We start from the raw sequence: 25,046 nt of genomic DNA on the forward strand, positions 1-25,046 counted from the left end.
TATGGCCGATCGCGTCGTCACGCTTAACGCCGGGTCGTCTTCGGTGAAATTCGCCCTGTTTGCGGCGGACGCCGACTGGCCGCGGCTGATCGTTTCTGGCGCGGTCGAAGGGCTCGGCGCGAAGCCGCGTTTTCGCGCCGCCATTGTCGATGGAGAGATAAGCGACAGGCCGCTCGCCGCCAAACTCACGCACAGGCAGGCGATTGCAGCGATCTTCGAATGGATCGAAGACGCTTACCCGGCGGCGGCCGTAAGCGCGATCGGGCACCGAGTCGTGCATGGCGGGCTACGCTTCGCCGCGCCGGTCATTGTCGATGCGGAAGTGCTCGCGGAGTTGCGCCAACTCATTCCGCTCGCGCCGCTGCACCAGCCGCATAATCTTGCCGGAATCGAAGGCGCCAAGGAAGCCTTTCCGCATGTGCCGCAGGTTGCGTGTTTCGATACGGCTTTCCATCGTGGACATGCTTTCGTCGATGACGCCTATGCGCTTCCCTATTCCTACTACGAGCGCGGCCTGCGCCGTTTCGGCTTCCACGGGTTGTCCTACGAATATATTTCCCGGCGCCTGCGCATGATTGATCCGATTCACGCCGAAGGCGGCGTCATCGTCGCGCATCTTGGCAATGGCGCATCGCTTTGCGCGATGAAAGGCGGGCGTTCAATCGCGGCCAGCATGGGCTTCTCAGCGCTGGAAGGCTTGCCCATGGGCACCCGCTGCGGCCAGATCGATCCCGGACTGCTGCTTTATCTGCTCCGGAGCGAGGGCATGACTCCCGAGGAGCTGTCGCATCTCCTTTATGAACGCTCGGGCCTGCTCGGCCTTTCCGGCGTGTCGCATGACATGCGTACGCTCGAGGCGTCAGACGAACCCCGCGCCCAAGCGGCGATCGCCTATTTTATTCATCGCATCAAAATGGAGATCGCGGCGCTCGCGGCGGCGCTCGGCGGATTCGACGCGCTGGTGTTTACCGCCGGAATTGGAGAGCATTCGCCGCGCGTGCGCGGCGGCGTGGTCGAAGGCCTCGGCTGGCTAGGGCTGACGCTCGACGCGGCGGCCAATGCGCGCAATGACATTGTCATTTCGGCGCCCCAGTCGCGCATCCCTGTGTTCGTGACGCCGACTGACGAGGAATCGATGATTGCGCGCCACACGATTGAAACGGCAGGACTGACGGCTGTGGCGAGGTGATTGCGGCTCGGTGCGCGGCGGCCGCCGCGGCAAGAGCAAATGGAATCGCTCGGCCAATTCAAATCAGAATCTGACAACAGTCGAGCGGGGACAGCCAACAAAAGCGATTGACCCGCCGGGCGCAACCGTCCAAAATATTTATAATTATTGCCGATACATAGCGTGATTGTGCCGCTGCGGCGCGGAACCAATCAATCGTAAATTCGCCGCCATATCTGATTGGCGCATTGACCGAGGTCGTAGTGCCCATCCTCAGGGATAACGAACGCCAGTCGTCTGATGGTGGGGGTCTTACAGCCTTCGTCGCGCGGCATATTCCGGACGCCATATCGCCTGATCACCTGACGTACGCTGGACTTGTCGGCGCCGTCCTTGTCGCCATTGGGTTTATCGCCAGTCGGTGGTCGAACTGGTTCCTCGCGGTGGTCGCGCTGGGGCTGACCCTCAATTGGCTTAGCGAGAATCTGGTGCGCGCTGTTCCGGAACGTCGTGGCGCCGCGCGTCCGCTTTATGGATATTTCATCGACAACTCGGCGGACCTCGTCGCTCAAACGCTGATCATCATGGCGCTTGGCTTCTCGCCTTATTTCACCATTCCCTCGGCGTTGCTCGTCCTCTCTCTCTATCTGTTGCTGAGCTCATACAAATATCTGCTTGTCGTGATCCATGGCGGCAAGCAGCCAGGCGGCGGATTCGAGCCGAAGGGGCTTCGACTGCTCGTGATGGGCTGGTCACTCTCTGCGGCATTGATGGGACATGAGCTCGCGTCGCAACGCGTGCTATCATTCGCAGCGCTCGACGTCATCGTCGCCGCTCTGTCGATTTGCGCCTTTGTGATATTCGTCTTCATCGTTCGCAGAGATTTGGGGCGGGTTCGGCTCCAGGAGAATAGAGCCGGCGACGATAGCGATGACGAATCATTGGATGAACGCCAGGCCATTTCGCTTGTCTCGCAATTGGCGCCTGTCCGTCGTCGCTCCACGGCGCGCGCCGACAAAAAGATTTCAGCCGGCTAGGGCTTAGTCGGACGCGGGAAACCTCGACTGTGTTTGCGCCGACTTGTCGCCGCATGCGGCGAAGACGGCGCGCCCACAGCGCCGGGCGTCGCCGGGTTTTTACGTTCGCTCTTCAGTTCAACGGAAGCGTTCAAGTTTATATTTGAGTCGCACGAGCGATCATCGTGGGGGAAGGCGCGGCGTCAAAGCATTGCTGTTGCAGAAAAGGCACATCCGTCGTGAAACGGCGTAAACGCGCGGTCGAAGCGAAAGGTTCGAATTGCGAAACGCCTCTCGCCTTGCTCATTTGCCCTCATTGTGGAGTTCTTCACGGCGAGGACAATGATGGCCCATAAATTTTTGACAGGCGCTGTTCTGGCGCTGGCGTTCGCAACGGGATCGGCGCTCGCCGCGGATTTGCCCTCCCTCAAGGCGCCGGCTTATCTTCCGCCTCCACCGCCGATGTGGAGCGGGTTCCATGCCGGTTTGAATGCGGGCGGCGCATGGAACGCAAGCACGGGGACCAACTTCGCTTCGGCGCCCTTTCTCATCAATGGCGCCGACAATGTCCCATGGGCGGCGGCTGCAGCCATCTCAGGAACGGGCAGCGTCTCGACGAATGGCGCCGGTTTCATCGGCGGCGGCCAACTCGGTTATGATTTGCAGTTCAACGGCGCGTTTCTCGCTGGAATAGAAACGGACATCCAGGGTGTCGCCAGCTCGAACGGCGCCGCCGCTGTCGTGACGCTCGCGCCAACGCCCGCGCCCGGACTCAACCTGCTGACGAGCATCGCCAGCAACAAGTCGCTTGATTTTCTCGGCACGGTGCGCGGTCGGCTTGGCTATCTCATAACGCCGACGTTGCTCGCTTATGCGACCGGGGGACTGGCTTACGGACAGGCGACGTCGACCACGAGTTTTTTCCAACACGTGCCGAATGATTTCTCCGGCTTTTTGTTGCTCGGCGCCAATCAGGGACGATTTTCGCAGACGCGGGTCGGCTGGACGGCGGGCGGCGGACTGGAATGGATGTTTTGGCCGCAATGGAGCGCCAAGATCGAATATCTCTTTTACGATCTCGGCGCCGCCGCCTATCCCGTCGCGATCACCACCGATTGGCAGCTCACGAACCTGTTGTTCGCCAACGCCACTCAAGCGCGCACGCACTTTGACGGTCATGTCGTCCGCGTCGGCCTGAACTATCACTTCAACTGGGGCGCCGCGCCCGTCGTCGCGAAATATTGATTCGCCCGAAGGGGACGCCAGCAGAGAGGCCGCGTCATATGCTCACCTCCATCGCCGATCGGTCGGTCATCGTCACCGGCGGCAGCCGGGGCATCGGTCGTGGCGTCGCGCGTGTTTTCGCAGCCAAGGGCGCGCAGGTGCTAGTGGTTGGCCGTGACCTTGCGCAGGCCGAGGCGACGGCGGCGGCGATTCGAGCGGAAGGGGGACGCGCCAGCGGGTTCGCCGCCGATGTCGGCAATCCGGGCGATGTCGAGCGGATGGCGGCCGCGGCGCTCGAGCGGCACGGCGGCATCGACATTCTCTGCGCGAACGCCGGCGTCTTTCCGGCCGCGCGTATGATGGACATGACGCTGGAGCAATGGAACGAGGTGTTTTCCACCAACCTCGCCGGCGCCTTTCTGAGCGTGCGAGCCTGCGTGCCTGCGCTGGCGCGCAGCGGTCGGGGGCGGATCGTGCTCACCTCCTCCATCACCGGCCCGATCACCGGCTATCCCGGTTGGACGCATTACGCGGCGAGCAAGGCGGGACAACTCGGCTTCATGCGCACGGCGGCGCTGGAACTGACGCCGTACGGAATCACCATCAACGCCGTTCTGCCGGGCAATGTGCGCACCGAAGGACTCGACGCGCTTGGCGAAGACTATTTGGCGCAGATGACGGCCTCGATCCCCCAACGCCGGCTCGGGAGCGTCGAGGACATCGCCTACGCCGCGTTGTTTTTCGCGAGCGACGAAGCCGGCTACATCACCGGCCAGACGCTGGTGATCGATGGCGGACAGGTGTTGCCTGAGTCGCTGACAGCGATTGAGGAAATGGTTCGCTGATGTTGGGTTGGGACGCGCGGACGAGGCGCAGTCTTGCTGATCTGCGGCGTCGCGATCCTGTTTGAAAGTCTCGCCGCAGACGCGTTCCGTAGACCCATTCACTGCGTGCGCCCGCTGAAAATTTGCCTGTTGATTTATGCCAACGGCTTCGCTGACTGACTCATTTGGCGCGAGGGAAATTTGCGCCACGCCAGCGAGGACTGCTCGGCTGGACAGCTTCGGGGCTTTTGCTCGGCGCTAGAAGGACGTCAATCAGAGCGGGCGCTTTGTTGCTGGCTGAGATTTCGTGACGGCGCGAACCGTTCCGAGGCGACGGCATGGATCGCCAGAGGCTGCGCAATTGGGTGCATCGCTTCAACCCCGGCCTGAAGCCTTGTTGAACGGATGGCCGAAGCCCGCGCCTTCGCCGAGCTACCTTTGAAGGCGCGTCCGCTCGATCTGCCGCAGCGAACGCCTATCGAAAATCTGTTTCCAGGACGAAGTGCGCATCGGCCAGAAGAATGGCCTCGTGCGGCAAGTGGCGGCAAGGGGCGGCGCGGAACGCGCGGTCAGCCCGCGGATCCAAGCGCTCGCCTATCTCTTCAGTACGCTGTCCGGCCGCGAGAGAACGTCACAGCAGGGCGCGCCGCAGAGGGCGAGCCGGCTCATCCAACCAATTGTGGCGCCTTTGCCACAAAGGACCAAAATCGACACGAGAGAGTCAGGAAAAGTTCCAGCATCGGTAGAAAAAATCAGAATCTGATGATTAAAATACATGATCCGAGAAGTTAACGCACAGTTACTTTCGGCGGCTGCCCATATGCTTTCGAAAGCAGCAGTGCAGGATGAATCGCATGTCTAATAAAGATATTATTCGCGCGCGACATAGTATTTGTCCTGCTTCCAAAACATCCCGATCCTCTCGTCATACGCTCTTCGCGTCCAGCGCTTTATCGAGCGTCTTGTCCGGCGCCTTAGCAGGCGGCTTCGTGCTGGCGACAGGGCTGGTCGCGCCGACCCCCTCTCAAGCCTTTACCTGCGACAGCGTCACCAATCCGGCGGGCGGCAACGCCGGCGCGACCGATGGCGGCAACGCCACTGCGACTGCTTGCGGCCAGAACGCCAACGCCAACGGAGCCCTCGCCACCGCTACAGGCAGCACGGCCAACGCGAACGGTACCGCCGCCACCGCGACCGGCGCATTGAGCACCGCCAACGGCGCCAATGCCACGGCGACGGGTCAGAATGCTCGCGCCACCGGCGCTAACGCAACGGCGACCGGGAGTTTGAGCATCGCCAACGGCGCCAACGCCACCGCAACCGGGGCGAACAGCTTCGCCAACGGCGCCAACGCGACCGCGACGGGGCAAGCCAGCATCGCCAACGGCGCTCAAGCCACCGCTACCGGGCAGAACGCCAACGCCACTGGCGCGCAGTCGACCGCGACCGGGCGGAACAGCCGCGCCAACGGCGCCGACGCGACCGCGACGGGACAAAATAGCTTCGCCAATGGCGTTGGCGCTACCGCGACGGGCCAGGACGCCTCGGCGCAGGGCAATAACGCCACCGCGACGGGCTCCAATTCATTCGCCAACGGCCTTGGCGCGACGGCGACGGGGCAGGCGGCGGTCGCCAACGGCGCCAGCGCCACCGCAACGGGCGACGACGCTCGCGCCAACGGCGCCAATTCCACCGCGACGGGACAGGGCAGTCGCGCCAACGGCGCCAACGCCACCGCAACGGGCCAGAACGCCAACGCCACCGGCGCCAATGCGACGGCGACCGGCATGAACGCCAACGCCAATGGGGCGAACGCCACCGCGACGGGACAGAACAGCTTCGCCAACGGCTCCCTCGCGACCGCGACCGGCGCCAACGCCAACGCCAATGGCGATCTCGCGACCGCAACGGGCGCGAACGCCAAAGCCAATGGCTTCGCGGCCACCGCGACCGGCCAGGGCAGCTTCGCCAATGGCGTCGCGGCCACCGCGACCGGCCTTGACGCCATCGCGAACGGCGCCAACGCCACCGCGACGGGCTCCAACGCTAACGCCAACGGCGAGTTCGCCACGGCGACCGGCTCCAGCGCGAAGGCCATCGGCGCGAGCGCCACGGCGACTGGCGAAACCAGTCTCGCCGACGGCGCCAACGCGACGGCGACGGGCCAGAACGCCAACGCATTTGGCGCCAGCGCCACCGCGACGGGACAAGCCAGCCGCGCCACTGGCGAGTTCGCCACCGCAACGGGACAGAACAGTTTCGCCAACGGGTTCGAGGCCACCGCGACCGGCGCCAATTCGAACGCCAGCGGCGACGCCGCCACGGCGACCGGCGTAAGCAGTCGCGCCAATGGCGCGCTCGCCACCGCGACGGGCGTCGGGAGCTTCGCCAACGGCACGAGCGCCACGGCGACGGGCCAGGGCAGCACGGCCGACGGCGGCTCGGCCACTGCGACGGGACGCGGCGCCTTCGCTAATGGCGGCAGCGCCACGGCGACCGGCGAGAGCGCCTTTGCGAACGGCCTCAACGCTACCGCCACGGGCCAGCTCAGCCTCGCCGACGGTCTGAATGCGACGGCGATGGGCCAGAGCAGCAACGCCGTCGGGACCAACGCCACGGCGCTGGGCGCCTTCAGCATCGCCAACGGCGGCAACGCCACCGCGATCGGTGCGAGCAGCACGGCCAACGGCGCCAACGCCACGGCGACGGGCCGAGGCAGCGTCGCCAACGGCGCCAACGCAACCGCGACGGGACGGAACGCCAACGCCAACGGCGCGAGCGCCACGGCGACGGGCGACAGCGCGAACGCCAATGGTTCGGGCGCCACCGCCACGGGCCGGAGCAGCGTCGCCAACGGCGCGAATGCAACAGCGACAGGACTGAACAGCTTCGCCAATGGCGCCTCCGCCACGGCGACGGGCGCTTTCGCTAGCGCCAACGGCGCGTCCGCCACGGCCACGGGCCGAGGCAGCGTCGCCAACGGCGCCAACGCAACCGCGACGGGACAGAACGCCAACGCGATTGGAGCCAGCGCCACGGCGACGGGCCAGGCGAGCAACGCCTTTGGAGCGAGCGCCACTGCTACGGGGCAGAACAGCTTCGCCAATGGCCTTCAGGCAACCGCGACGGGTCAGAGCGCCAACGCCAACGGCGCCAACGCGACGGCGACCGGGCAGAACAGTTTCGCCAATGGCGCCAGCGCCACCGCGACCGGCAGACTCGCCACAGCCAATGGAGATGACGCCACTGCGACAGGCGCCAACGCCAACGCGAACGGCTTGAGCGCCACCGCCACCGGCTCCAACGCGAACGCCAACGGCGAAAACGCCTCGGCGACGGGCGCCTTCTCCAACGCCAACGGCGTCTTCGCCACCGCGACCGGCGCCTTCGCCAGCGCCAACGGCGGAGCCGCCACGGCCACGGGCAACGGCAGCACTGCTAACGGCGCCAACGCTACCGCGACGGGACAGACCAGCCTCGCCAACGGTTCCGAGGCCACCGCGACGGGGCAGAGTAGCTTTGCCAACGGCGCCGGCGCCACGGCGACCGGCCAGGGCAGCTTTGCCGAAGGCGCTCAAGCCACTGCGACGGGAAAGAGCAGCCGCGCCAATGGTTCCAGAGCCACCGCCACCGGCGCGAACTCTAACGCCAACGGCGACTCGGCCACGGCGACCGGCGTGAGCAGTCGCGCGAACGGCGTCCTCACGACCGCAACGGGCGTCGAGAGCTTCGCCAACGGCGATGCAGCCACCGCGACCGGGGCCTTCGCCAAGGCCAACGGTGGCTCCGCTACCGCGACGGGCCAAGCCAGTTTCGCCAACGGCACGCGCGCCACCGCGACCGGGCAGAACGCCAACGCCACCGGCGCCAACGCCACCGCGACCGGGCAGAACGCCAACGCCAATGGGGCCAGCGCCACGGCCACGGGGCAGGACAGCCTCGCCAACGGCCAGTTCGCCACCGCGACGGGGCAGTTGAGCAACGCCAACGGCTCCGCTGCGACGGCGACCGGGCAGTTCAGCAGGGCCAACGGCGATAAGGCCACAGCAACAGGCGAGACCAGTTTCGCCAACGGCGTGAACGCTACGGCGACTGGTCAGAATTCCGTCGCCGACGGCGCCAATGCGACCGCGACGGGTCAGTTCAGCACCGCCTCTGGCGCGAACGCCACCGCGACGGGACAGAACGCCACCGCCGTTGGGGCCAGCGCCACGGCCACGGGGCAGGGCAGCCTCGCCAACGGCCAGTTCGCCACCGCGACGGGCGCCATCTCCAACGCCAACGGCGTCTTCGCCACGGCGACGGGGCAGGCCAGCACCGCTAATGGCGACGCCGCGACCGCGACAGGGCAGTTCAGCACGGCCAATGGCGCCGAAGCCACGGCGACCGGGGCTAAGTCGAACGCCAACGGCGAAAACGCCACGGCGACGGGCGCCTTCGCCAACGCCAACGGCGCCTTCGCCACGGCGACGGGCGCCTTCTCCAGCGCCAACGGCGAGTCCGCCACGGCCACGGGCCGAGGCAGCATTGCTAACGGCGCCAGCGCCACCGCGACAGGACAGAACGCCAACGCCAACGGCGCCAGCGCAACCGCGACGGGACAGGCGAGCACGGCCAACGGCGCGAATGCGACAGCGGTTGGCCAAGGCTCGGTCGCCAATGGCTCGACAGCCTCCGCTTTCGGCCAGAGCGCCAACGCGACAGGCGTGGGGGCGACGGCGCTCGGCCAAAACGCGCAAGCGACGGCCGACGACAGCACGGCGGTCGGCGCGGGCGCTAACACTGCGGGATTTCTGGGGTCGACGGCGATCGGCGCAGGCGCGACAAGCACCGCCGCCAATCAGATGACGTTCGGCACGTCTTTAACCACATATGTCGCGCCGGGAATCACTTCCCTCGCGAGCACGGCGTCGCAAATCGGGGCGATACAGTGTGTCACGACCGATTCGTTTGGCCATCTCGCAGCCGGGGCTTGTAACGCCGGCGGCGTTCCCGCTGGCGTCGCGATCGGCGCCAAAGCCACGGCGATAGGTGCGAACAGCCTTGCCGACGGCGCCAACGCCACGGCGACCGGGCAGAACGCCAACGCCACCGGCGCCAACGCCACCGCGACGGGCGTGAGCAGCCTCGCCAACGGGGCGAACGCCACCGCGACGGGGCAGAACGCCAACGCTACTGGAGCCAACGCCACTGCGACCGGGCAGAACAGCTTAGCCAATGGCGCCGCCGCAACGGCGACGGGTCAGAATAGCGTCGCAAACGGCGAGTTCGCCAGCGCCTCGGGCCAGGCGTCGCGCGCCGAGGGCCAGACCGCCACCGCCACGGGACAAAACAGCTTCGCTAATGGCGCCGCCGCAACGGCGACGGGTCAGGCGAGCGTCGCGAATGGTCAGTTCGCCACCGCGACCGGCCAGAACAGCAACGCCAATGGGGCTCAGGCGACAGCGACGGGGCAGAACGCCATCGCTGACGGCGCCAACGCGACCGCCTCCGGCCAAGCCAGCAATGCAAATGGCGCTAACGCGACCGCCTCCGGACAGGCGAGCGTCGCGAATGGCGCCAACGCCACGACGACGGGGCAGTTCAGCTTCGCCAACGGGGCGAACGCCACCGCCACGGGACAAAACAGCTCCGCCAATGGCGCCGCCGCAACGGCGACGGGGCAGAACGCCATCGCTGATGGCGCCAACGCGACCGCCTCCGGCCAAAACAGCAACGCCAAGGGAGCGAACGCCACCGCCTCCGGCCAAGCCAGCACCGCGAATGGCGCCAATGCCACCGCGACGGGACAGTTGAGCGCCGCCAATGGGGCGAACGCCACCGCCACGGGACAAAACAGCTCCGCCAATGGCGCGGCCGCAACGGCGACGGGTCAGGCGAGCGTCGCAAATGGTCAGTTCGCCACCGCGACGGGGCAGAACGCCAACGCTAGTGGAGCCAACGCCACTGCGACCGGGCAGAACAGCTTAGCCAACGGCGCAGGTGCAACGGCGACCGGCCAGAATAGCCTCGCAAACGGCGAGTTCGCCAGCGCCTCGGGCCAGGCGTCGCGCGCCGAGGGTCAGACTGCGACAGCCACGGGACAAAACAGCTTCGCTAATGGCGGCGCCGCAACGGCGACGGGTCAGGCGAGCGTCGCAAATGGTCAGTTCGCCACCGCGACCGGCCAGAACAGCAACGCCGATGGAGCTCAGGCGACGGCGGCGGGGCAGGCGAGCAACGCCAAGGGTGCGAACGCGACCGCCTCCGGCCAAGCCAGTAATGCGAATGGCGCCGCCGCTACGGCGACCGGGCAGGCGAGCGTCGCGAATGGTCAGTTCGCCACCGCGACCGGCCAGAACAGCAACGCCAAGGGAGCGAACGCCACCGCCTCCGGCCAAGCCAGCAATGCAAATGGCGCTAACGCGACTGCGACCGGACAGGCGAGCGTCGCGAATGGCGCCAACGCCACGACGACGGGGCAGTTCAGCTTCGCCAACGGGGCGAACGCCACCGCCACGGGACAAAACAGCTCCGCCAATGGAGTTCAGGCGACGGCGGCGGGGCAGAACGCCATCGCTGACGGCGCAAACGCGACCGCCTCCGGCCAGAACAGCAACGCCAAGGGAGCTAACGCCTCCGCCTCCGGCCAAGCCAGCACCGCGAATGGCGCTAACGCGACTGCGACGGGACAGGCGAGCCTCGCGAATGGCTCCAACGCCACCGCGACGGGGCAGGCGAGCATTGCGACGGGCGAGTGGGCCACCGCGACAGGCGCAGGCAGCTCCGCCAACGGCCTCAACGCCACATCGATGGGTCAGAACGCATTCGCTGTCGGGGCCAACGCCACCGCGACGGGCCAGGGCAGCTTCGCCAATGGCGCCAACGCCACGACGACGGGGCAGTTCAGCTTCGCCAACGGCCTCAACGCCACCTCGACAGGTCAAAACAGCGTCGCCAACGGAACGAACGCCACCGCGACAGGCCAGGGGAGCTTCGCCAATGGCGAATTCGCCTCGGCGACAGGACGCAACGCCAACGCCAACGGCTCCAAATCGACGGCGACCGGCGCGGGCAGCAAGGCGGAAGGCGCATTCGCCACGGCGACGGGCGCCGAAAGCATCGCGCAAGGCGAGAACGCGACGGCGACCGGCGAGAACAGTTTCGCCAATGGCCTTCATGCGACGGCGACCGGCCAAAAGGCGACGGCCAATGGCGCGAACGCCACCGCGACCGGTCAAAACAGTTTAGCGGATGGAACGAAGGCGACCGCCACGGGCGTCGACAGCGTCGCGCAAGGGAACAACGCGACAGCAACCGGACATCTCGCTCTGGCCAAGGGCGACGCATCGACCGCGACGGGCGCCGGCAGCGTCGCCAACGGCAAGAGCGCCACCGCCACAGGCGCTGTCGCCGTAGCGACCGGCGACTACGCCACAGCCACCGGCGTTTTCAGCCAGGCGACGGGTAACGCCGCGACGGCGTCAGGCTGGGCGAGCTTCGCCGCCGGCGAGAACGCCACCGCCACGGGGGCAAACAGCAAGGCCACCGGCGAGAACGCCACCGCCGCCGGCTCCAACAGCAACGCAATCGGCCAATTCGCGACGGCCGCGGGCGCGAACAGCATCGCTAATGGCGCAAGCGCCACCGCGACGGGCGCCAATAGCAACGCCGCCGGCCAATTCGCCACTGCAACCGGCGTGGGCAGCCTGGCCGCCGGCCAGAGCGCCACCGCGACCGGCCGCGCCAGCAACGCCACAGGGACGTTCGCAACCGCGATGGGCGCAGAAAGCATGGCCAGCGGCGAAGAGGCCACAGCGACCGGACAGGGCAGCAAGGCGATCGGCGACAAATCGACGGCGACCGGCAGAAAGTCCAACGCCACGGGCGAGAAGGCGACCGCCATGGGCTGGAACGCCAACGCCATCGGCGAAGAAGCCACGGCGACCGGCGCGAACAGCCAGGCGGAAGGCAAACGCGCCACCGCGACGGGGCAGTTTGCGCGCGCTTTGGGCGGCAACGCCACGGCGAGCGGACAATTCAGCACGGCGAGCGGCGCGAACGCTACCGCCATCGGCCAGCAGAGCGCCGCCTATGGCGAATACGCGACCGCTGTCGGCCAGGGTTCGGTTGCGACGGGGGCGACGGCGTCCGCTTTCGGCCAAAACGCCAACGCCGCCGGCGAAGGCGCGACGGCGCTCGGACAAAACGCCAGCGCGACCGCGAACAACTCAACGGCCGTGGGCGCTGGCGCGAATACCGCAGGCTATGCCAACGCCACCGCAATCGGCGCTGGAGCGACCAACACCGCCGCCAATCAGATGATGTTTGGCGGCGTGACAACGACCTATGCGGCCCCGGGAATTACCTCCGCCGCGAGCCGCGCCGCGCAGAGCGGCGCCACGAATTTCGTGACTTCGGACGGGAACGGCAATCTCGCGACGAGCGATTACGGCCCAAGCGCCATCGCCGGCCTTTCGGGCGCGGTGAACGGTCTCGGCATGAACGTCGCGGGCATTTGGCAGAGTGTCGGCAATTTGCAGAGGTCGGTTCGGCGCGGCTATGAAGGTTCGGCGGTCGCGATCGCCAACACGGCGCCGACGATTTCGCGCGACGCCAGATTCGGCGTCTCGGCGAAATGGGGTAATTTCCGCGGTGAGAACGCCTTCGGCGCAATGGCGCAAGTTCGCCTGAATCCGAATATCGTCATCAACGGGAGCCTCGCCGTCGGTCTGCGCTATGGTGGCGTCGGCGGCGGAGTCGGCGGACTCTACGAGTGGTGATCGCGTCACGCCGGGGAGGGGTTCGGAGATCTGGCGCGCGCCTGCCGCCTGTTTGCGCGGGGGTGTTTCTCGCGCAGCGCCAGCCCGCGCTCGGGAATGCCGATCGCCGGGAGCAAGGAGAGAGCACTCTTGTTCACAATTATCGACCTGCGACGTCGGCGTATTTTCCGGTCTTTCCGTCCAGCCTTCGACGATGCACGGAAGCGCCGGTTCGCTACGATCGCCTTAAGCCTCTACGTGGCGGGCGTCTGCTTGGCGAGCGCCGCTCTTACGAATTCCGCGCGCGCCGAACAAGCGGCGAGGCCTGCGAATATCGAACGCGTGGGCGTGCTGATCCTGGTGCGCTCCACCCTGCTCGCTTTGGATCACGCCAACAAGACGGGCGTATACACCGTTCTGCGCGATCTCGGTTCGCCGCAGTTTCAAACCAACACGGCCGCGCGTCTTTCGGATATTTTCGCGGCCCAGCGGCGCGACAAGCTCGATTTGTCCGCCGTCGCGGCGGTTGACCCGCAGCTGACCACGCCGCCACAGATCGACCCCAACGGCATGTTGCGCTTGGTTGGCTTCTTCCCCGCCGGCCAGCAGCAACTCAACTTTGACCTGAGCTTCGCGCCGGTGAACGGGCAGTGGCGATTGTTTGGAATTTCGGCGGGCCTCGGTCCATCGCCCGCCACGGCGCAACTGCCTCAGAACCGCCAAGCGCCGAAGAAATGACGATCCCTGGATAGCGCGCGTCGAAGCGAGACGATAGAGAAGAGCATGCTTCCCGATTCAGCATTGCAGTCCATGAATGTGATGTTTGCGACGCCTTGCTATATTTCGGCGGTGAGCATGAACTACGTCACAAGCATATTCAATCTGACCTGGCATTGCGCGCGCTTCGACCTCAAATGCATTTTGCACATGCATGCGGAAAGCCTCATCACGCGCGGCCGCAATAAAATGGTGATGAAGTTTTTATCCGACGAGTCGCTCACGCATCTGTTCTGGATCGATTCGGATATCGCGTTCACGCCGCAGTCCGTTTGCCGCTTGCTGCTTGCGGACCGCGACATTGCCGCAGGCGTCTATCCGATGAAAAGCTTCAACTGGCCGGAAGAAGGTCTGCCCGCCGGCACGACGCGCGAAGAGTTCGAGAAGCGTTACACCGACTACCCATTCAATCCGATCGGGCACGGCTCGAAGCGGGTAAGCGAATTTGCAGATAGCGACGGCTTCGTGGAGGTGGCGGAGGCGCCCACGGGATTCATGTGCGTCAAGCGGCATGTGTTCTATGACATGATGGAACACTATCCGCATCTGCGCTACACGCCGGACGGTCCGCCGAACAACCCACAAGCGCATCTGCATTGGCGCTTCTATGATTGCATGGTCGATCCCGACTCCGGCCGTTATCTTTCCGAGGACTTCGCCTTCTGCCGTCTGTGGCGGGACATGGGCGGCAAAGTATGGGTCGATCTCGACTGCAAGCTGACGCATCTGGGTCAGCACAACTATCCTGGAGACCTGGCCGAAAGTTTGCGCAGGCAGGGCCGTTGGTGACAGCACAGGGACGTTTCGATCTTTAGCTTCGACTGGCTAATCAGTTGGCGATGGCAAGCGTCCCACAGCTGCAAAAGGCGTCAGCACATGGTCGCGATCCGCGCCAGGCGCAACGCGGACTATTCCGGCGGTGTCAAATATTGGTTTGGTGCCGCTTGAGGGATTCGAACCCCCGACCCCCTCATTACGAATGAGGTGCTCTACCAGCTGAGCTAAAGCGGCGATTGGCGGACGCCCGAAGGCGCGCGGCGGGTCACTCTTATCGGCGCGCGGCGGGTTTTTCAAGCAGCCTCGCGCCTTGCCAGGGCAGGGACGCGCAGAAAAGAGGAGGGCGCTCAGAATTAAGGACGCGCCCCGGCAAAGGCCAAATAGGCCAGCGTGACGGCGCGGGCGATGTCGGGCGTCGCATTGACCGGCGCACGGCGCCAGTCCTCGAGCGCGCCGCTCCAGATGCGGATGGCGCCGGCGTCGGCGAGCGCCGTGAGATAGGCGTCGATCTTGCCTCGGCGGCCGGGCGGCGGAACGACATAGACCGGCGCGGCGGTCGCGACCGCCTCTCCCACCATATTGACGCTGTCGCCGGTCACGACGATCGCGTCGGCGATCGCGAGCATCGAGAGATAGGGATTGTCGCCGGCGCTGTTCCAGAAGAAACCGCCCGGCGCGGCCAGCGCCAGAGTGAGCGCGTCGCGCAAAGCCATCGGCGTGCGTCGGGAGGCCGTCGCCATGACGGAGCGGCCGCTTGCGCGGAGCGACGCCGCGATGTGAGCGAGCTGCGCGATGTCTTTTGCGCCATAGGCGCCGCGCCGACTGTCGCCGCCGACGATCAGCGCAACGCGCGGGCGGGGCAGGGCGGCGATGCGGGGATTGGGCGCCGCGCGCGCCGCGGCGAGCCGCTCCGGCGTGAGCCGATTGGCCGGGGTGAGCGGCGAGAAGACATTCGCGCCGCGAAGGCCGTCATGGCGCGGCGCGATGATGAGGTCGGCGGCGCTCAGTCCGTTCGCAGGCTTGTTCAGATAGACCGTGAATGTCCGCCCGCCGGAGTCGCGCTTCAGTCGCTTGAGCGCCGGGATCGTCCGGCGTCCCGCGCCGATCGCAATATCGGGGTAGGGCGGGGCGTGTGCGAAGGCGTCCCGCGGATCGGCTGGCGCAAAGGGCGCGAGCGCGGCGTAGATGTTGCGGGAGGCAATGCAGCGGATTTCAGGCGCTACGCCTAACGCTTCGGCGAGGCCGAGCGTCTGCGCCTCATGCCCGGCGCGGCCGTCGGAGAGAATGCGAAGCGTCGTGGCCTGCGGAAGCAGGCTGCTCGAAGCGCCCCCTCCCTGTCCCTCCCCCGCTAAAGCGGGAGAAGGAACCCCAATCACGAAAGTTGCGCGGTGCGTCGCATCGTCCTGAATCTGACCCCCTCTCCCGCGAAGCGGGGGAGGGTTGGGGAGGGGGTCGGCGTCCCGCGCCTCACCCAAACGCAACCTTCAGGATCTCGTAGCTCTTGCCGCCGCCCGGAGTCGTCACCTCCACGGTGTCTCCGACCGTCTTGCCGATCAAGGCGCGCGCGATGGGGCTCGTGATCGAGACCCGGCCGCTCTTCACATCGGCCTCGGTCTCGCCGACGATCTGATAGGCCTTCTCCTCTTCGGTGTCCTCGTCGACGACCGTGACCGTTGCGCCGAATTTGATCGTCGAGCCCTTGAGCTTTGAGACGTCGATGACCTCGGCGCGCGATAGCTTGTCCTCGAGCTCGGCGATGCGGCCTTCATTCAGCGACTGCGCCTCTTTCGCCGCGTGATATTCGGCGTTCTCCGAAAGATCGCCGTGCGCGCGCGCTTCAGAGATCTGCTGAATGATTCGCGGACGGTCCTCCTGCTGTCGGCGGCGCAATTCTTCGGTGAGCGCGGCGTAGCCGCCGGCGGTCATGGGTACCTTGTCCACCATTGCTTTCGCTTTCTAGTCTTTTCTTGAGTTTCGCCAATCACGCGGCGCATCGGCGGAGGTTGCACCCGCCGAACTGCGGCCATGCGCTAAAGCATAGGCCGCCAAGCAGTGGTCAAATGTTACCGCACCGCCGCTTGCGTCGCAGAACTCCCAAATTTCACTTGGTCGCGTTGGGCGGAAAATAGTCCTGCAGCGCCCGGACCCTAAGGTCTCCAGACACATAGGCGCGTATTCCCTGGGCCGCCGCGACCGCCCCCGCCAGGGTCGTATAATAGGGAACCTTATGCAGAAGCGCGGCGCGGCGCAAGGAGCGCGAGTCCGCAAGCGCCTGCGCCCCTTCGGTGGTGTTGAAGACGAGCGCGATCGAGCCGTTCTTGATGGCGTCGACGATATGCGGCCGTCCCTCCGACACCTTGTTCAGTTTCTGTGCGGGAATTCCCCGCTCGACGAGATAGCGCGCGGTGCCGCCCGTGGCGACGATGGAGAAGCCGACCTCCTTCAGCAGGCGGACCGCCGGAATGATTCGGCCTTTGTCCGCGTCCCTGACCGAAACAAAAACGACGCCCTCGCGCGGGGCCTTGGTGCCGCCGCCGAGCTGGCTCTTGACGAAAGCGGCGTCAAAAGAGGTGTCGAGACCCATGACTTCGCCCGTCGAGCGCATTTCGGGGCCAAGGACGGTGTCCACGCCCGGGAACCTCGCGAAGGGGAAGACAGCCTCTTTCACGCCGACATGCGCCGGCTTCGTATCGAGCGGATCGAAATCGACGAGCTTCGCGCCGGCCATCACCCGAGCCGCGATCTTGGCGATGGGACTGCCGATCACCTTGGCGACGAAAGGCACGGTACGCGAGGCGCGCGGGTTCACTTCGAGCACATAGATCTCGCCGTCCTTGAGCGCGAATTGCACATTCATCAAGCCGACGACTCCAAGCGACATGGCGAGGCTTTTGGTCTGCGCCTCCAGCGCGGCGATCGTCTCTGGCGCGAGCGAGCGCGGGGGCAGCGAACAGGCCGAATCGCCTGAATGAATGCCCGCCTCTTCGATATGTTCCATGACGCCGGCGACGACCGCCTCGTCGCCATCGGCGAGACAATCGACGTCGATTTCGATGGCGTCGGTCAGATAGCGATCGAAGAGCAGCGGATTCTTGCCGAGCACCGTGTTGATCTGCCCGGTCTTGTCGTTCGGGTAGCGCGCCTTGATCTCGGAGGGCACGAGGCTTGGCAGCGTGCCGAGAAGATAATCGTCGAGATCGCTTTGATCGCGGATGATGGCCATGGCGCGGCCGCCCAGGACATAGCTTGGGCGGACGACGAGCGGCAGCCCAAGCTCCTGCACGACGATGCGCGACTGCTCGACGGAGTAGGCGATGCCGTTCTTGGGTTGCTTTAAGCCCAGCTTGTCAAGAAGCCGCTTGAAGCGATCGCGGTCCTCGGCGAGGTCGATCGAATCGACCGGCGTGCCCAGAATAGGTGCGCCCGCCTGCTCGAGGCCGTGCGCAAGCTTCAGCGGCGTCTGCCCGCCATATTGCACGATGACGCCCACAAGCACGCCGTTGGACTTCTCGACATCGAGAATTTCGGCGACGTCTTCATTCGTCAGCGGTTCAAAATACAGCCGGTCTGAAGTGTCGTAATCCGTCGAAACCGTTTCCGGATTGCAATTGATCATGATCGTCTCGAAACCGGCTTCGGCGAGCGCGAAGCAGGCGTGACAGCAGCAATAGTCGAATTCTATGCCTTGCCCGATACGGTTCGGGCCGCCGCCCAGAATGACGATCTTGTTCTTGTCCGAGGGCCGCGCCTCACTCGCGGGGCTCCCGATGAACGGCGTCTCATAGGTCGAATACATATAGGCTGTGGGCGAGGCGAATTCGGCCGCGCATGTGTCGATACGCTTGTAGACGGGTCGCACGTCGAGACGGTGGCGCATTTTGCGCACATCTTCCTCTTCGAGGCCCGCAAGCGTCGCGAGGCGCGAATCGGAGAAGCCGGCGAATTTGAGCTTGCGAAGATTCTCGGCGTCCTCCGGCAGGCCGTAGTTCTTGACCTTGTTTTCGAGCGCGACGATTTCCGCGATGCGCTCGATGAACCACATGTCGATCTTGCTGGCCTCGTGAATGGCTTCAGCGCTCATGCCGAGCCGCAGCGCCTGGCCGACGACGAGCAGCCGGTCCGGCGTCGGCGTGCCCAACGCGCCGCGCAGCACATTCATATCGTCGCCTTTTCCGAAGCCTTCGATCTCGATCTCGTCGAGGCCGCAGAGGCCGGTCTCCAGCGAGCGCAACGCCTTTTGCAGCGACTCGGCAAAATTGCGGCCGATCGCCATCGCTTCGCCAACCGACTTCATGGCCGTGGTCAATGTCGGTTCGGCGCCCGGAAATTTTTCGAAGGCGAAGCGCGGAATTTTGGTGACGATGTAGTCGATCGTCGGTTCGAAGGACGCTGGCGTCGCCCCGCCGGTAATGTCGTTGGCGATCTCGTCGAGCGTGTAGCCGACCGCCAAACGCGCGGCGACCTTGGCGATCGGGAAGCCGGTGGCTTTCGACGCCAGCGCCGACGAACGCGACACGCGCGGGTTCATCTCGATGACGATCATGCGGCCGTTTGAGGGATCGACCGCGAATTGCACGTTCGAGCCGCCGGTTTCGACGCCGATCTCGCGCAACACCGCGATCGAGGCGTCCCGCATGATCTGGTATTCCTTGTCGGTCAGCGTCAACGCCGGCGCGACGGTGATGCTGTCGCCTGTGTGCACGCCCATCGGATCGATGTTTTCGATGGAGCAGACGATGATGCAATTGTCCGCCTTGTCGCGGACGACTTCCATCTCGTATTCCTTCCAGCCGAGAACGCTCTCTTCGACCAGCACTTCATTCGTCGGCGAGGCGTCGATGCCGCGCTCGACGATCTCGATGAACTCCACCTTGTTGTAGGCGATGCCGCCGCCCGTGCCGCCGAGCGTGAAGGACGGACGGATGATCGCCGGCAGACCGATATCGTCGAGCGCCTCGAGCGCGGCGGACAATGTCTTGACGTGATGCGAGCGCGGCGTGTCGAGGCCGATTTTCGTCATCGCCTCGCGGAACAGTTCGCGGTCTTCGGCTTTGTCGATCGCATGGGCGGTCGCGCCGATCATCTCGACGTCGAATTCTTTCAGCACGCCCATTTTTTCGAGACTGAGCGCGCAATTGAGCGCGGTCTGTCCGCCCATCGTCGGCAGCAGCGCGAAGCCTCCGGGCGCCGCGTAGCGCTCCTTCTCGATGATCTTGGCGACGATTTCGGGCGTGATCGGCTCGATATAGGTGCGGTCCGCCATATCCGGGTCGGTCATGATCGTCGCCGGATTGGAGTTGACGAGAACGATCCGATAGCCTTCCGCCTTGAGCGCCTTGCAGGCCTGGGTGCCTGAATAGTCGAATTCGCACGCCTGGCCGATGACGATGGGGCCGGCGCCGATGATCATGATGGTGGAAATGTCGGTTCTTTTCGGCATGTGATCCCGTTGGCCGTCCGCAGCGCGCGATACCTGGCCTCGTGCTGAGGCGCGCCGTAAGGCGCGTCTTGGAACCACGAGGCGAGATATGTTCAGCGGTTCCCTCGTCCTTCGAGACGGCGGCTTCGCCGCCTCCAGGATGAGGACACCTTTCGTCTTTCAACCTGACGCACCCCGCACGGCTGGGGAGCGCGCATAAAAAAGGGCCGCGATTCCGGCCCTTGGACCAGAACGCGTCCCGAACTTGCCCGTCATTTTGTCGGCGAACCGGTGATGCGGGCGGCGAGCGGGGCGCGCCCGGCTCGAAAGTCGCCGACTGTCTAGACGAGAATGACGGTCATGTGAAGGGGCGGCGAGGGTGGGAGAGGGGCCTCAAGGGGGACGGACCGAGCCTCAGGCCGGCGAATCGCGCTATCATTCCCGTTCCTCGTCCCTTCAAGATGGCGGCCATGCGGATTACGAGCTCACTGCTTTTTCCGATGTTGCTTTTCCTCGCCGGCGCGGGACGCGCCCAGGCTGACGACCTTTCAGCCGTCTTTGCGCAATGCGCGGCATGTCATGGCGCGGACGGGATCGCCAAAAGCGCCGACGTTCCGCATCTTGCCGGCCAGCACGAACTCTATCTCTTCAATCAAATCAAGGCGTTCAAAACCGGCAGGCGGGCGCATAAGGAGATGCGCTATATGAGCCGCCAAATGTCGGAAGCCGAGATGCGGGACATCGCGCGCCACTACGCAACGATGCCGCGCTGAGCATGTCGACGACGCGTCAGCTTGCGACTTACGCGTCGGTCGGCATCGGCGCGACGCTCGCGCATTACGCCATTCTCATCGCATTGGTCGAAGGCGCGGGCTGGCGCGCGGTGCCGGCGACGCTGTGCGGCTATGTGGTCGGCGGCGTTGTGGCCTATCTCCTGAACCGGCGTCACACCTTTGCAAGCGATCGGCCGCATGCCGAGGCGACGTGGCGATTTGCGCTGGTCGCGTTTGCGGGCTTTTGCGTCACCTATGTCTTGATGAGTCTCTTCGTCGATCGCTGGAGCGCGCCTTATCTCCCGGCGCAGATGGTCACCACTGTGCTGGCGATGTTCGTGACCTTTGCGCTGAACCGGCGATGGACATTTGGGTGAGGCGCTGTCTGGCCGTCATGGCCGGGCTTGTCCCGGCCATCCACGCCGTGACGTTCCACGAATACTGCAAGGAGGCCGCAGCGGCGCCGCGTGGATGCCCGCGACAAGCGCGGGCATGACGCTGCTGTGGCTAATAACGCGCGCCTCAACCGCGATGGACATTTGGGCGACGTTACTGCCCGCTCCCGACTTTTTGGAAAGCGCATTCACATGCCCATCCCGATGGACATCCAGCATGCTTCGGAAGAGTTCGACGCCTTCCTCGTGGATGCGCGCGATCGTTCGGGCCTCGCGACGCGCAATCAGACCTATACGATGACTCAGGGCGTGTTGCAGGCGTTTCGCCGCCGACTGTCGGTCGCCGACGCCATCCGCTTCGCCGGCGCGCTTCCGCCCGTTCTTAGGGCGATCTTCGTCGCCTAATGGAATCCCGAGGAGCCGCAGGCGCCCTTTGGCGATCGCGAGTCCATGATACGCGACGTTCAGGCGTTGCGGCGCGATCATAATTTCTCGCCGGAGACCTGTATCGATGACGTCGCCGTCGCCCTGCGCGCGCATATTGACGAGCGCGCGTTCGAGCGCGTGTTAGCCGCGCTTCCCGCCGGCGCGGCGGAGTTTTGGAGGGTTTAGGGCCACTTCACCAGAGGCGGCATCGACGAGAGGATCGAGTCGACGTTGCCGCCGGTCTTTAGTCCGAAGATCGTGCCGCGGTCGTAGAGCAGATTATATTCGACATAGCGGCCGCGGCGCACCAACTGCTCGTCGCGCTGCGCCTCGCTCCAGGGCTTGGCGAAATTGCGCCGCACGAGTTCCGGATAGATGTCGACAAAGCTTTCGCCGACGTCGCGGGTGAAGGCGAAATCTTCATCCCAGGCGGAATTTCCCGCGTCTCCGGCGCTGTTGAAATAATCGTAGAAAATGCCGCCGATGCCGCGCGGCTCGTTGCGGTGGGCGAGAAAGAAATATTCATCGCACCATTGCTTGAAGCGCGCATAGTCGGCGACCTTGTGGCGCTCGCAGGCGCCGCGCATGGCGGCGTGAAAGGCGATGGTGTCGGGATCGTCCTGCGTGCGGCGCGCGTCGAGCACCGGCGTCAGGTCAGCGCCGCCGCCAAACCACGCCTTGCTCGTCACCACGAAGCGCGTGTTCATATGCACGGCGGGAACATTCGGATTCCAGGGATGCGCGATCAGCGAGATCCCTGTTGCAAAAAAGCGGGGGTCCTCCGCCGCGCCCGGGATCTGCTTGGCGAATTCAGGCGCGAAGGTTCCAAAGACGGTGGAGCAATGCACGCCCGCCTTTTCGAACACCCGGCCATGGATCATCCCCATGCGGCCGCCGCCGCCCGGCGCGCCGATGTTTCGAGCGGCGCTTCCTAAAGTCGCGCCGCCGATGTTTCGCGCGGCGCTTCCTAAAGTCGCGCCGTTGTGGTCCGTCCGGCTCCATGGCGTGAGAACGAAGCGGCCCGGCGCGTCGGCGCCTTGAGCGAATGGCCCCGGCGCTTCGTCCTCCAGCGCTTCGAAGGCGGCGATGATGCGCAACTGCAGAGACTCGAACCATGCGCGGGCGGCGTCTTTGCGAGCTTCGAGTTGATCAGGCGCGGCGTTCATCGACGTCTCCTCTTCTCGCCGCTTCATCCCGCCGGCGCCGCGCCTTGTCAATTCAGCAGAACTATTGCGCCAGGGCGATCGGGTGAAGGGTTTCCTCATCCTGAGGAGCGTGCGCAGCACGCGTCTCGAAGGACGAGGAAACCCGTTTTCGCGTATTCTTCCTCACCCTCGTCCTTCGAGACGCCGCCTGCGGCGGCTCCTCAGGATGAGGGTGAGGAAAACTATCCTTCCCGATTCCCCTGACTATTGCGCCATGCCTGCAACTTTCAACTTGGAGTCACGCGGCGCGGCCGGGGTTGCTGTCGCCGCCGCGAAGCCGGCGCGCAGAAACTGCGCCAGCGCCGTCTTGACGTTTCTGCCGCGCTCCGTGAGTTCGGTGACATAGCAAAAGCGCGGCTCGCCATTGGGCCAAGCGTCGTTTCTGGCTTTCGCCAGGCGCATGTCTTCAAGCACCTGCGCCTTCACCTCGCGCGAGTCCTTCATCGTAATCAGCCCGTCAGCGGCCAAATGCCGGTCCGCGGCATAGTCCTCGCTCATTTTCTGCGTGGCCGACGCGAAGTCGCACAGCTTACCCTGATCGCCGACGTAGAGAATGCGCTCGACCCAGTTCGCGCGGAGCGACAGAATGTCGTCGGGCAGCATTCCCCTCATTTCCGCGGGCAGGGAGTGATAGATCGGCGTCGACTCGGCGATCTGATCCACTGCGAACGCGGCTTTCACATTGAACCCTTCGAAGCTTTGGATCTGAGTGAGTTTGACGAAGGCCTTGCCGATTGCGCCGCGCGCCTCGGCGAAGTTGGTCACGAGGGCGTAAAGGCCCACGCAGAGCATTCCCGTGAACACGGCCGCATTGAGAGATTTGAGCAGCCGCTGCCAAAGTATTAGCGAGACGCGAATTGCCTGATGGGTCATATCGCCCTCCCAAAATTCGTTAACATCGCCTTAAAAACGGCGACGGTCTCAAATTAAGCGGGCTTTTTCGTAATGCGCTGTGCGCCGCCGCACCCCGTCAGCGGGCGCGCAGCTGCCGAAGCGCCTCGCTCATGACGATCGCCGCGGCGACGGCGACGTTCAGCGAACGCATGCCGCCGCACATGGGAATGCGGAGCGTCAGATCGGCGGCGGCGTGGACCTCTTCCGGCGCGCCTGCGGACTCCCGGCCGACGAGCATGATGTCGCCGTCGCGATAGTCGCAGTCGAGATAGGACGCCGCCGCCCGCGTCGACAGCAGCAGCAGCCGGCGGCTCTCGCCCGCCTGGCCGGACGCAGCCCGCCATGCTTGAAAGGACGCGAAGGATGCATGTCGGTCAATCGTCACGTGATCGAGATAGTCCATGCCGGCGCGGCGAAAGTCGCGATCGCTTGTCGGAAACCCGGCCGGCCCGATGATCGCCGCCGAAACGCCGAGGCACGCGCATGTGCGCAGCATGGCGCCGGCGTTCTGAGGGATGTCCGGCTGGTACAAGGCTAGCTTAAGAGAAGTCATGGTCCGTTCGAGTGGGAGGAGATGGTGAATTTGCGGCATATCGCCGCGAATATCGGCAACGGTCTTGTGTGGCAGGGTGAATACCCAAATTTCCCTATGTCGGCTTGTGGACAGCGGCGGGGATTCGCGTCACATATCACCTCCGCCCCGCCGCAGCCTTGGCATTGCCTTGGTGCGGCGCCGCAGCGATTGGCCGGAAGCGGCAAACGTGGAACGATCGCCTTGGGCGCAGCCGCAGCCTCGGCCGCGAAGACTTGAGAGCGTTGGGAGAGGTTCGAGCGTGACAAGCAAAGACACCGCCGCAAAACCGGCGGAGCCAAGCCGGCGGGACATTCTCTATATCGCAACGGGCGCCGCCGCAGCAGGCGCCGCGGCCGGGATGGTCTGGCCGCTGATCGCCCAGATGAACCCGGACGCGTCCACCCTCGCGTTGGCCTCGACGGAAGTCGATCTTTCTTCGGTCCCAGAAGGCCAGATTGTTACCGTGAAATGGCGCGGCAAGCCGGTTTTCGTGCGCCATCGGACGCCGGCCGAAATCAAGGCGGCGGAGGACACGCCGCTGTCGGTTCTGCCGGATCCGGAGGCCGATTCGAAACGCGTTCAAAAACCCGAATGGCTGGTGATCATCGGAGTCTGCACGCATCTCGGCTGCATTCCGACCGGCAAGGAAGGCGAATACAACGGCTGGTTCTGCCCCTGCCACGGCTCGGTCTACGACCTTTCGGGCAGGATTCGAAGCGGCCCGGCGCCGACCAATTTGGAGGTGCCGCCTTACGCCTTCATCGCCGAGAGCAAAATTAAGATCGGCTAGCCAAGGCCAAGCGCCTTTCATTTTTCCCGCGCGAGATTCCGAG

Annotated in this window: 16 protein-coding genes, 1 tRNA gene and 1 pseudogene; 11 read left to right on the forward strand and 7 right to left on the reverse strand. The window is 65.0% G+C overall.

Annotated elements, in window-relative coordinates:
* Window position 1: 1 nt before the first annotated feature.
* The 7 genes from A3OO_RS0112510 to A3OO_RS0112560 all read left to right on the forward strand — a co-directional run bounded on the left by A3OO_RS0112510 (window position 2) and on the right by A3OO_RS0112560 (window position 14,539).
* Complete coding sequence (locus A3OO_RS0112510) at window positions 2-1,189, forward strand: acetate/propionate family kinase (protein WP_018408181.1); 1,188 nt, start codon at window positions 2-4, stop codon at window positions 1,187-1,189.
* Window positions 1,190-1,431: 242 nt separating this feature from the next.
* A complete protein-coding gene (locus tag A3OO_RS21630; protein WP_198008804.1) occupies window positions 1,432-2,205 on the forward strand; it encodes a CDP-alcohol phosphatidyltransferase family protein in 774 nt (257 codons plus the stop codon).
* A 321-nt stretch (window positions 2,206-2,526) separates the two neighbouring features.
* Complete coding sequence (locus tag A3OO_RS0112525; RefSeq protein WP_018408184.1) at window positions 2,527-3,429, forward strand: outer membrane beta-barrel protein; 903 nt, start codon at window positions 2,527-2,529, stop codon at window positions 3,427-3,429.
* Window positions 3,430-3,467: 38 nt separating this feature from the next.
* Window positions 3,468-4,253: a 3-oxoacyl-ACP reductase FabG gene (fabG, locus tag A3OO_RS0112530; protein WP_018408185.1), complete on the forward strand. Its 786-nt coding sequence runs from the start codon at window positions 3,468-3,470 to the stop codon at window positions 4,251-4,253.
* A gap of 941 nt (window positions 4,254-5,194) precedes the next feature.
* A complete protein-coding gene (locus A3OO_RS23605; protein WP_018408187.1) occupies window positions 5,195-12,994 on the forward strand; it encodes a hypothetical protein in 7,800 nt (2,599 codons plus the stop codon).
* Window positions 12,995-13,123: 129 nt separating this feature from the next.
* Entirely contained in the window at window positions 13,124-13,711 is a 588-nt protein-coding gene (locus A3OO_RS21640) for a hypothetical protein (protein WP_342446759.1), read from the forward strand.
* A 45-nt stretch (window positions 13,712-13,756) separates the two neighbouring features.
* Window positions 13,757-14,539 (forward strand): hypothetical protein, encoded by a 783-nt coding sequence (locus tag A3OO_RS0112560; protein WP_018408189.1) that lies wholly within the window; start codon window positions 13,757-13,759, stop codon window positions 14,537-14,539.
* Between the two features lie 146 nt (window positions 14,540-14,685).
* Here A3OO_RS0112560 and A3OO_RS0112565 read toward each other — a convergent pair.
* From A3OO_RS0112565 to carB, 4 genes are all read right to left on the reverse strand, one after another.
* Window positions 14,686-14,761: transfer RNA gene (locus tag A3OO_RS0112565), tRNA-Thr, on the reverse strand.
* Between the two features lie 119 nt (window positions 14,762-14,880).
* Entirely contained in the window at window positions 14,881-15,903 is a 1,023-nt protein-coding gene (locus tag A3OO_RS0112570) for a mitochondrial fission ELM1 family protein (protein ID WP_018408190.1), read from the reverse strand.
* Between the two features lie 91 nt (window positions 15,904-15,994).
* A complete protein-coding gene (gene greA, locus A3OO_RS0112575; protein WP_083909759.1) occupies window positions 15,995-16,471 on the reverse strand; it encodes a transcription elongation factor GreA in 477 nt (158 codons plus the stop codon).
* A gap of 157 nt (window positions 16,472-16,628) precedes the next feature.
* The gene (gene carB, locus A3OO_RS0112580) at window positions 16,629-19,967 is read right to left on the reverse strand and encodes a carbamoyl-phosphate synthase large subunit (RefSeq protein WP_018408192.1); all 3,339 of its coding nucleotides are present in this window, start codon (window positions 19,965-19,967) and stop codon (window positions 16,629-16,631) included.
* A gap of 449 nt (window positions 19,968-20,416) precedes the next feature.
* On the opposite strand from carB, the gene A3OO_RS0112585 reads away from it, so the two are divergent.
* From A3OO_RS0112585 to A3OO_RS21645, 3 genes and pseudogenes are all read left to right on the forward strand, one after another.
* Window positions 20,417-20,719, forward strand: coding sequence for a c-type cytochrome (locus tag A3OO_RS0112585; RefSeq protein WP_026222940.1), 303 nt, complete (start codon window positions 20,417-20,419; stop codon window positions 20,717-20,719).
* Between the two features lie 2 nt (window positions 20,720-20,721).
* A complete protein-coding gene (locus A3OO_RS0112590; protein ID WP_018408194.1) occupies window positions 20,722-21,096 on the forward strand; it encodes a GtrA family protein in 375 nt (124 codons plus the stop codon).
* Between the two features lie 210 nt (window positions 21,097-21,306).
* Window positions 21,307-21,726: pseudogene (locus tag A3OO_RS21645) on the forward strand (DUF2267 domain-containing protein).
* Here the strand turns inward: A3OO_RS21645 and hemF are convergent.
* From hemF to A3OO_RS0112610, 3 genes are all read right to left on the reverse strand, one after another.
* Window positions 21,723-22,706 (reverse strand): oxygen-dependent coproporphyrinogen oxidase, encoded by a 984-nt coding sequence (gene hemF, locus A3OO_RS0112600; RefSeq protein ID WP_026222941.1) that lies wholly within the window; start codon window positions 22,704-22,706, stop codon window positions 21,723-21,725. The pseudogene A3OO_RS21645 and the gene hemF overlap by 4 nt on opposite strands.
* Before the next feature lie 243 nt (window positions 22,707-22,949).
* Window positions 22,950-23,618, reverse strand: coding sequence for an rRNA methylase (locus tag A3OO_RS0112605; RefSeq protein ID WP_018408198.1), 669 nt, complete (start codon window positions 23,616-23,618; stop codon window positions 22,950-22,952).
* A gap of 97 nt (window positions 23,619-23,715) precedes the next feature.
* Window positions 23,716-24,192: a tRNA (cytidine(34)-2'-O)-methyltransferase gene (locus A3OO_RS0112610; protein WP_026222942.1), complete on the reverse strand. Its 477-nt coding sequence runs from the start codon at window positions 24,190-24,192 to the stop codon at window positions 23,716-23,718.
* 280 nt (window positions 24,193-24,472) lie between these two features.
* On the opposite strand from A3OO_RS0112610, the gene petA reads away from it, so the two are divergent.
* The gene (gene petA / locus A3OO_RS0112615) at window positions 24,473-25,003 is read left to right on the forward strand and encodes a ubiquinol-cytochrome c reductase iron-sulfur subunit (RefSeq protein ID WP_018408200.1); all 531 of its coding nucleotides are present in this window, start codon (window positions 24,473-24,475) and stop codon (window positions 25,001-25,003) included.
* Window positions 25,004-25,046 lie beyond the last annotated feature (43 nt).

The organism is Methylocystis rosea SV97 (assembly GCF_000372845.1).
Classification (GTDB): Bacteria; Pseudomonadota; Alphaproteobacteria; order Rhizobiales; family Beijerinckiaceae; genus Methylocystis; species Methylocystis rosea.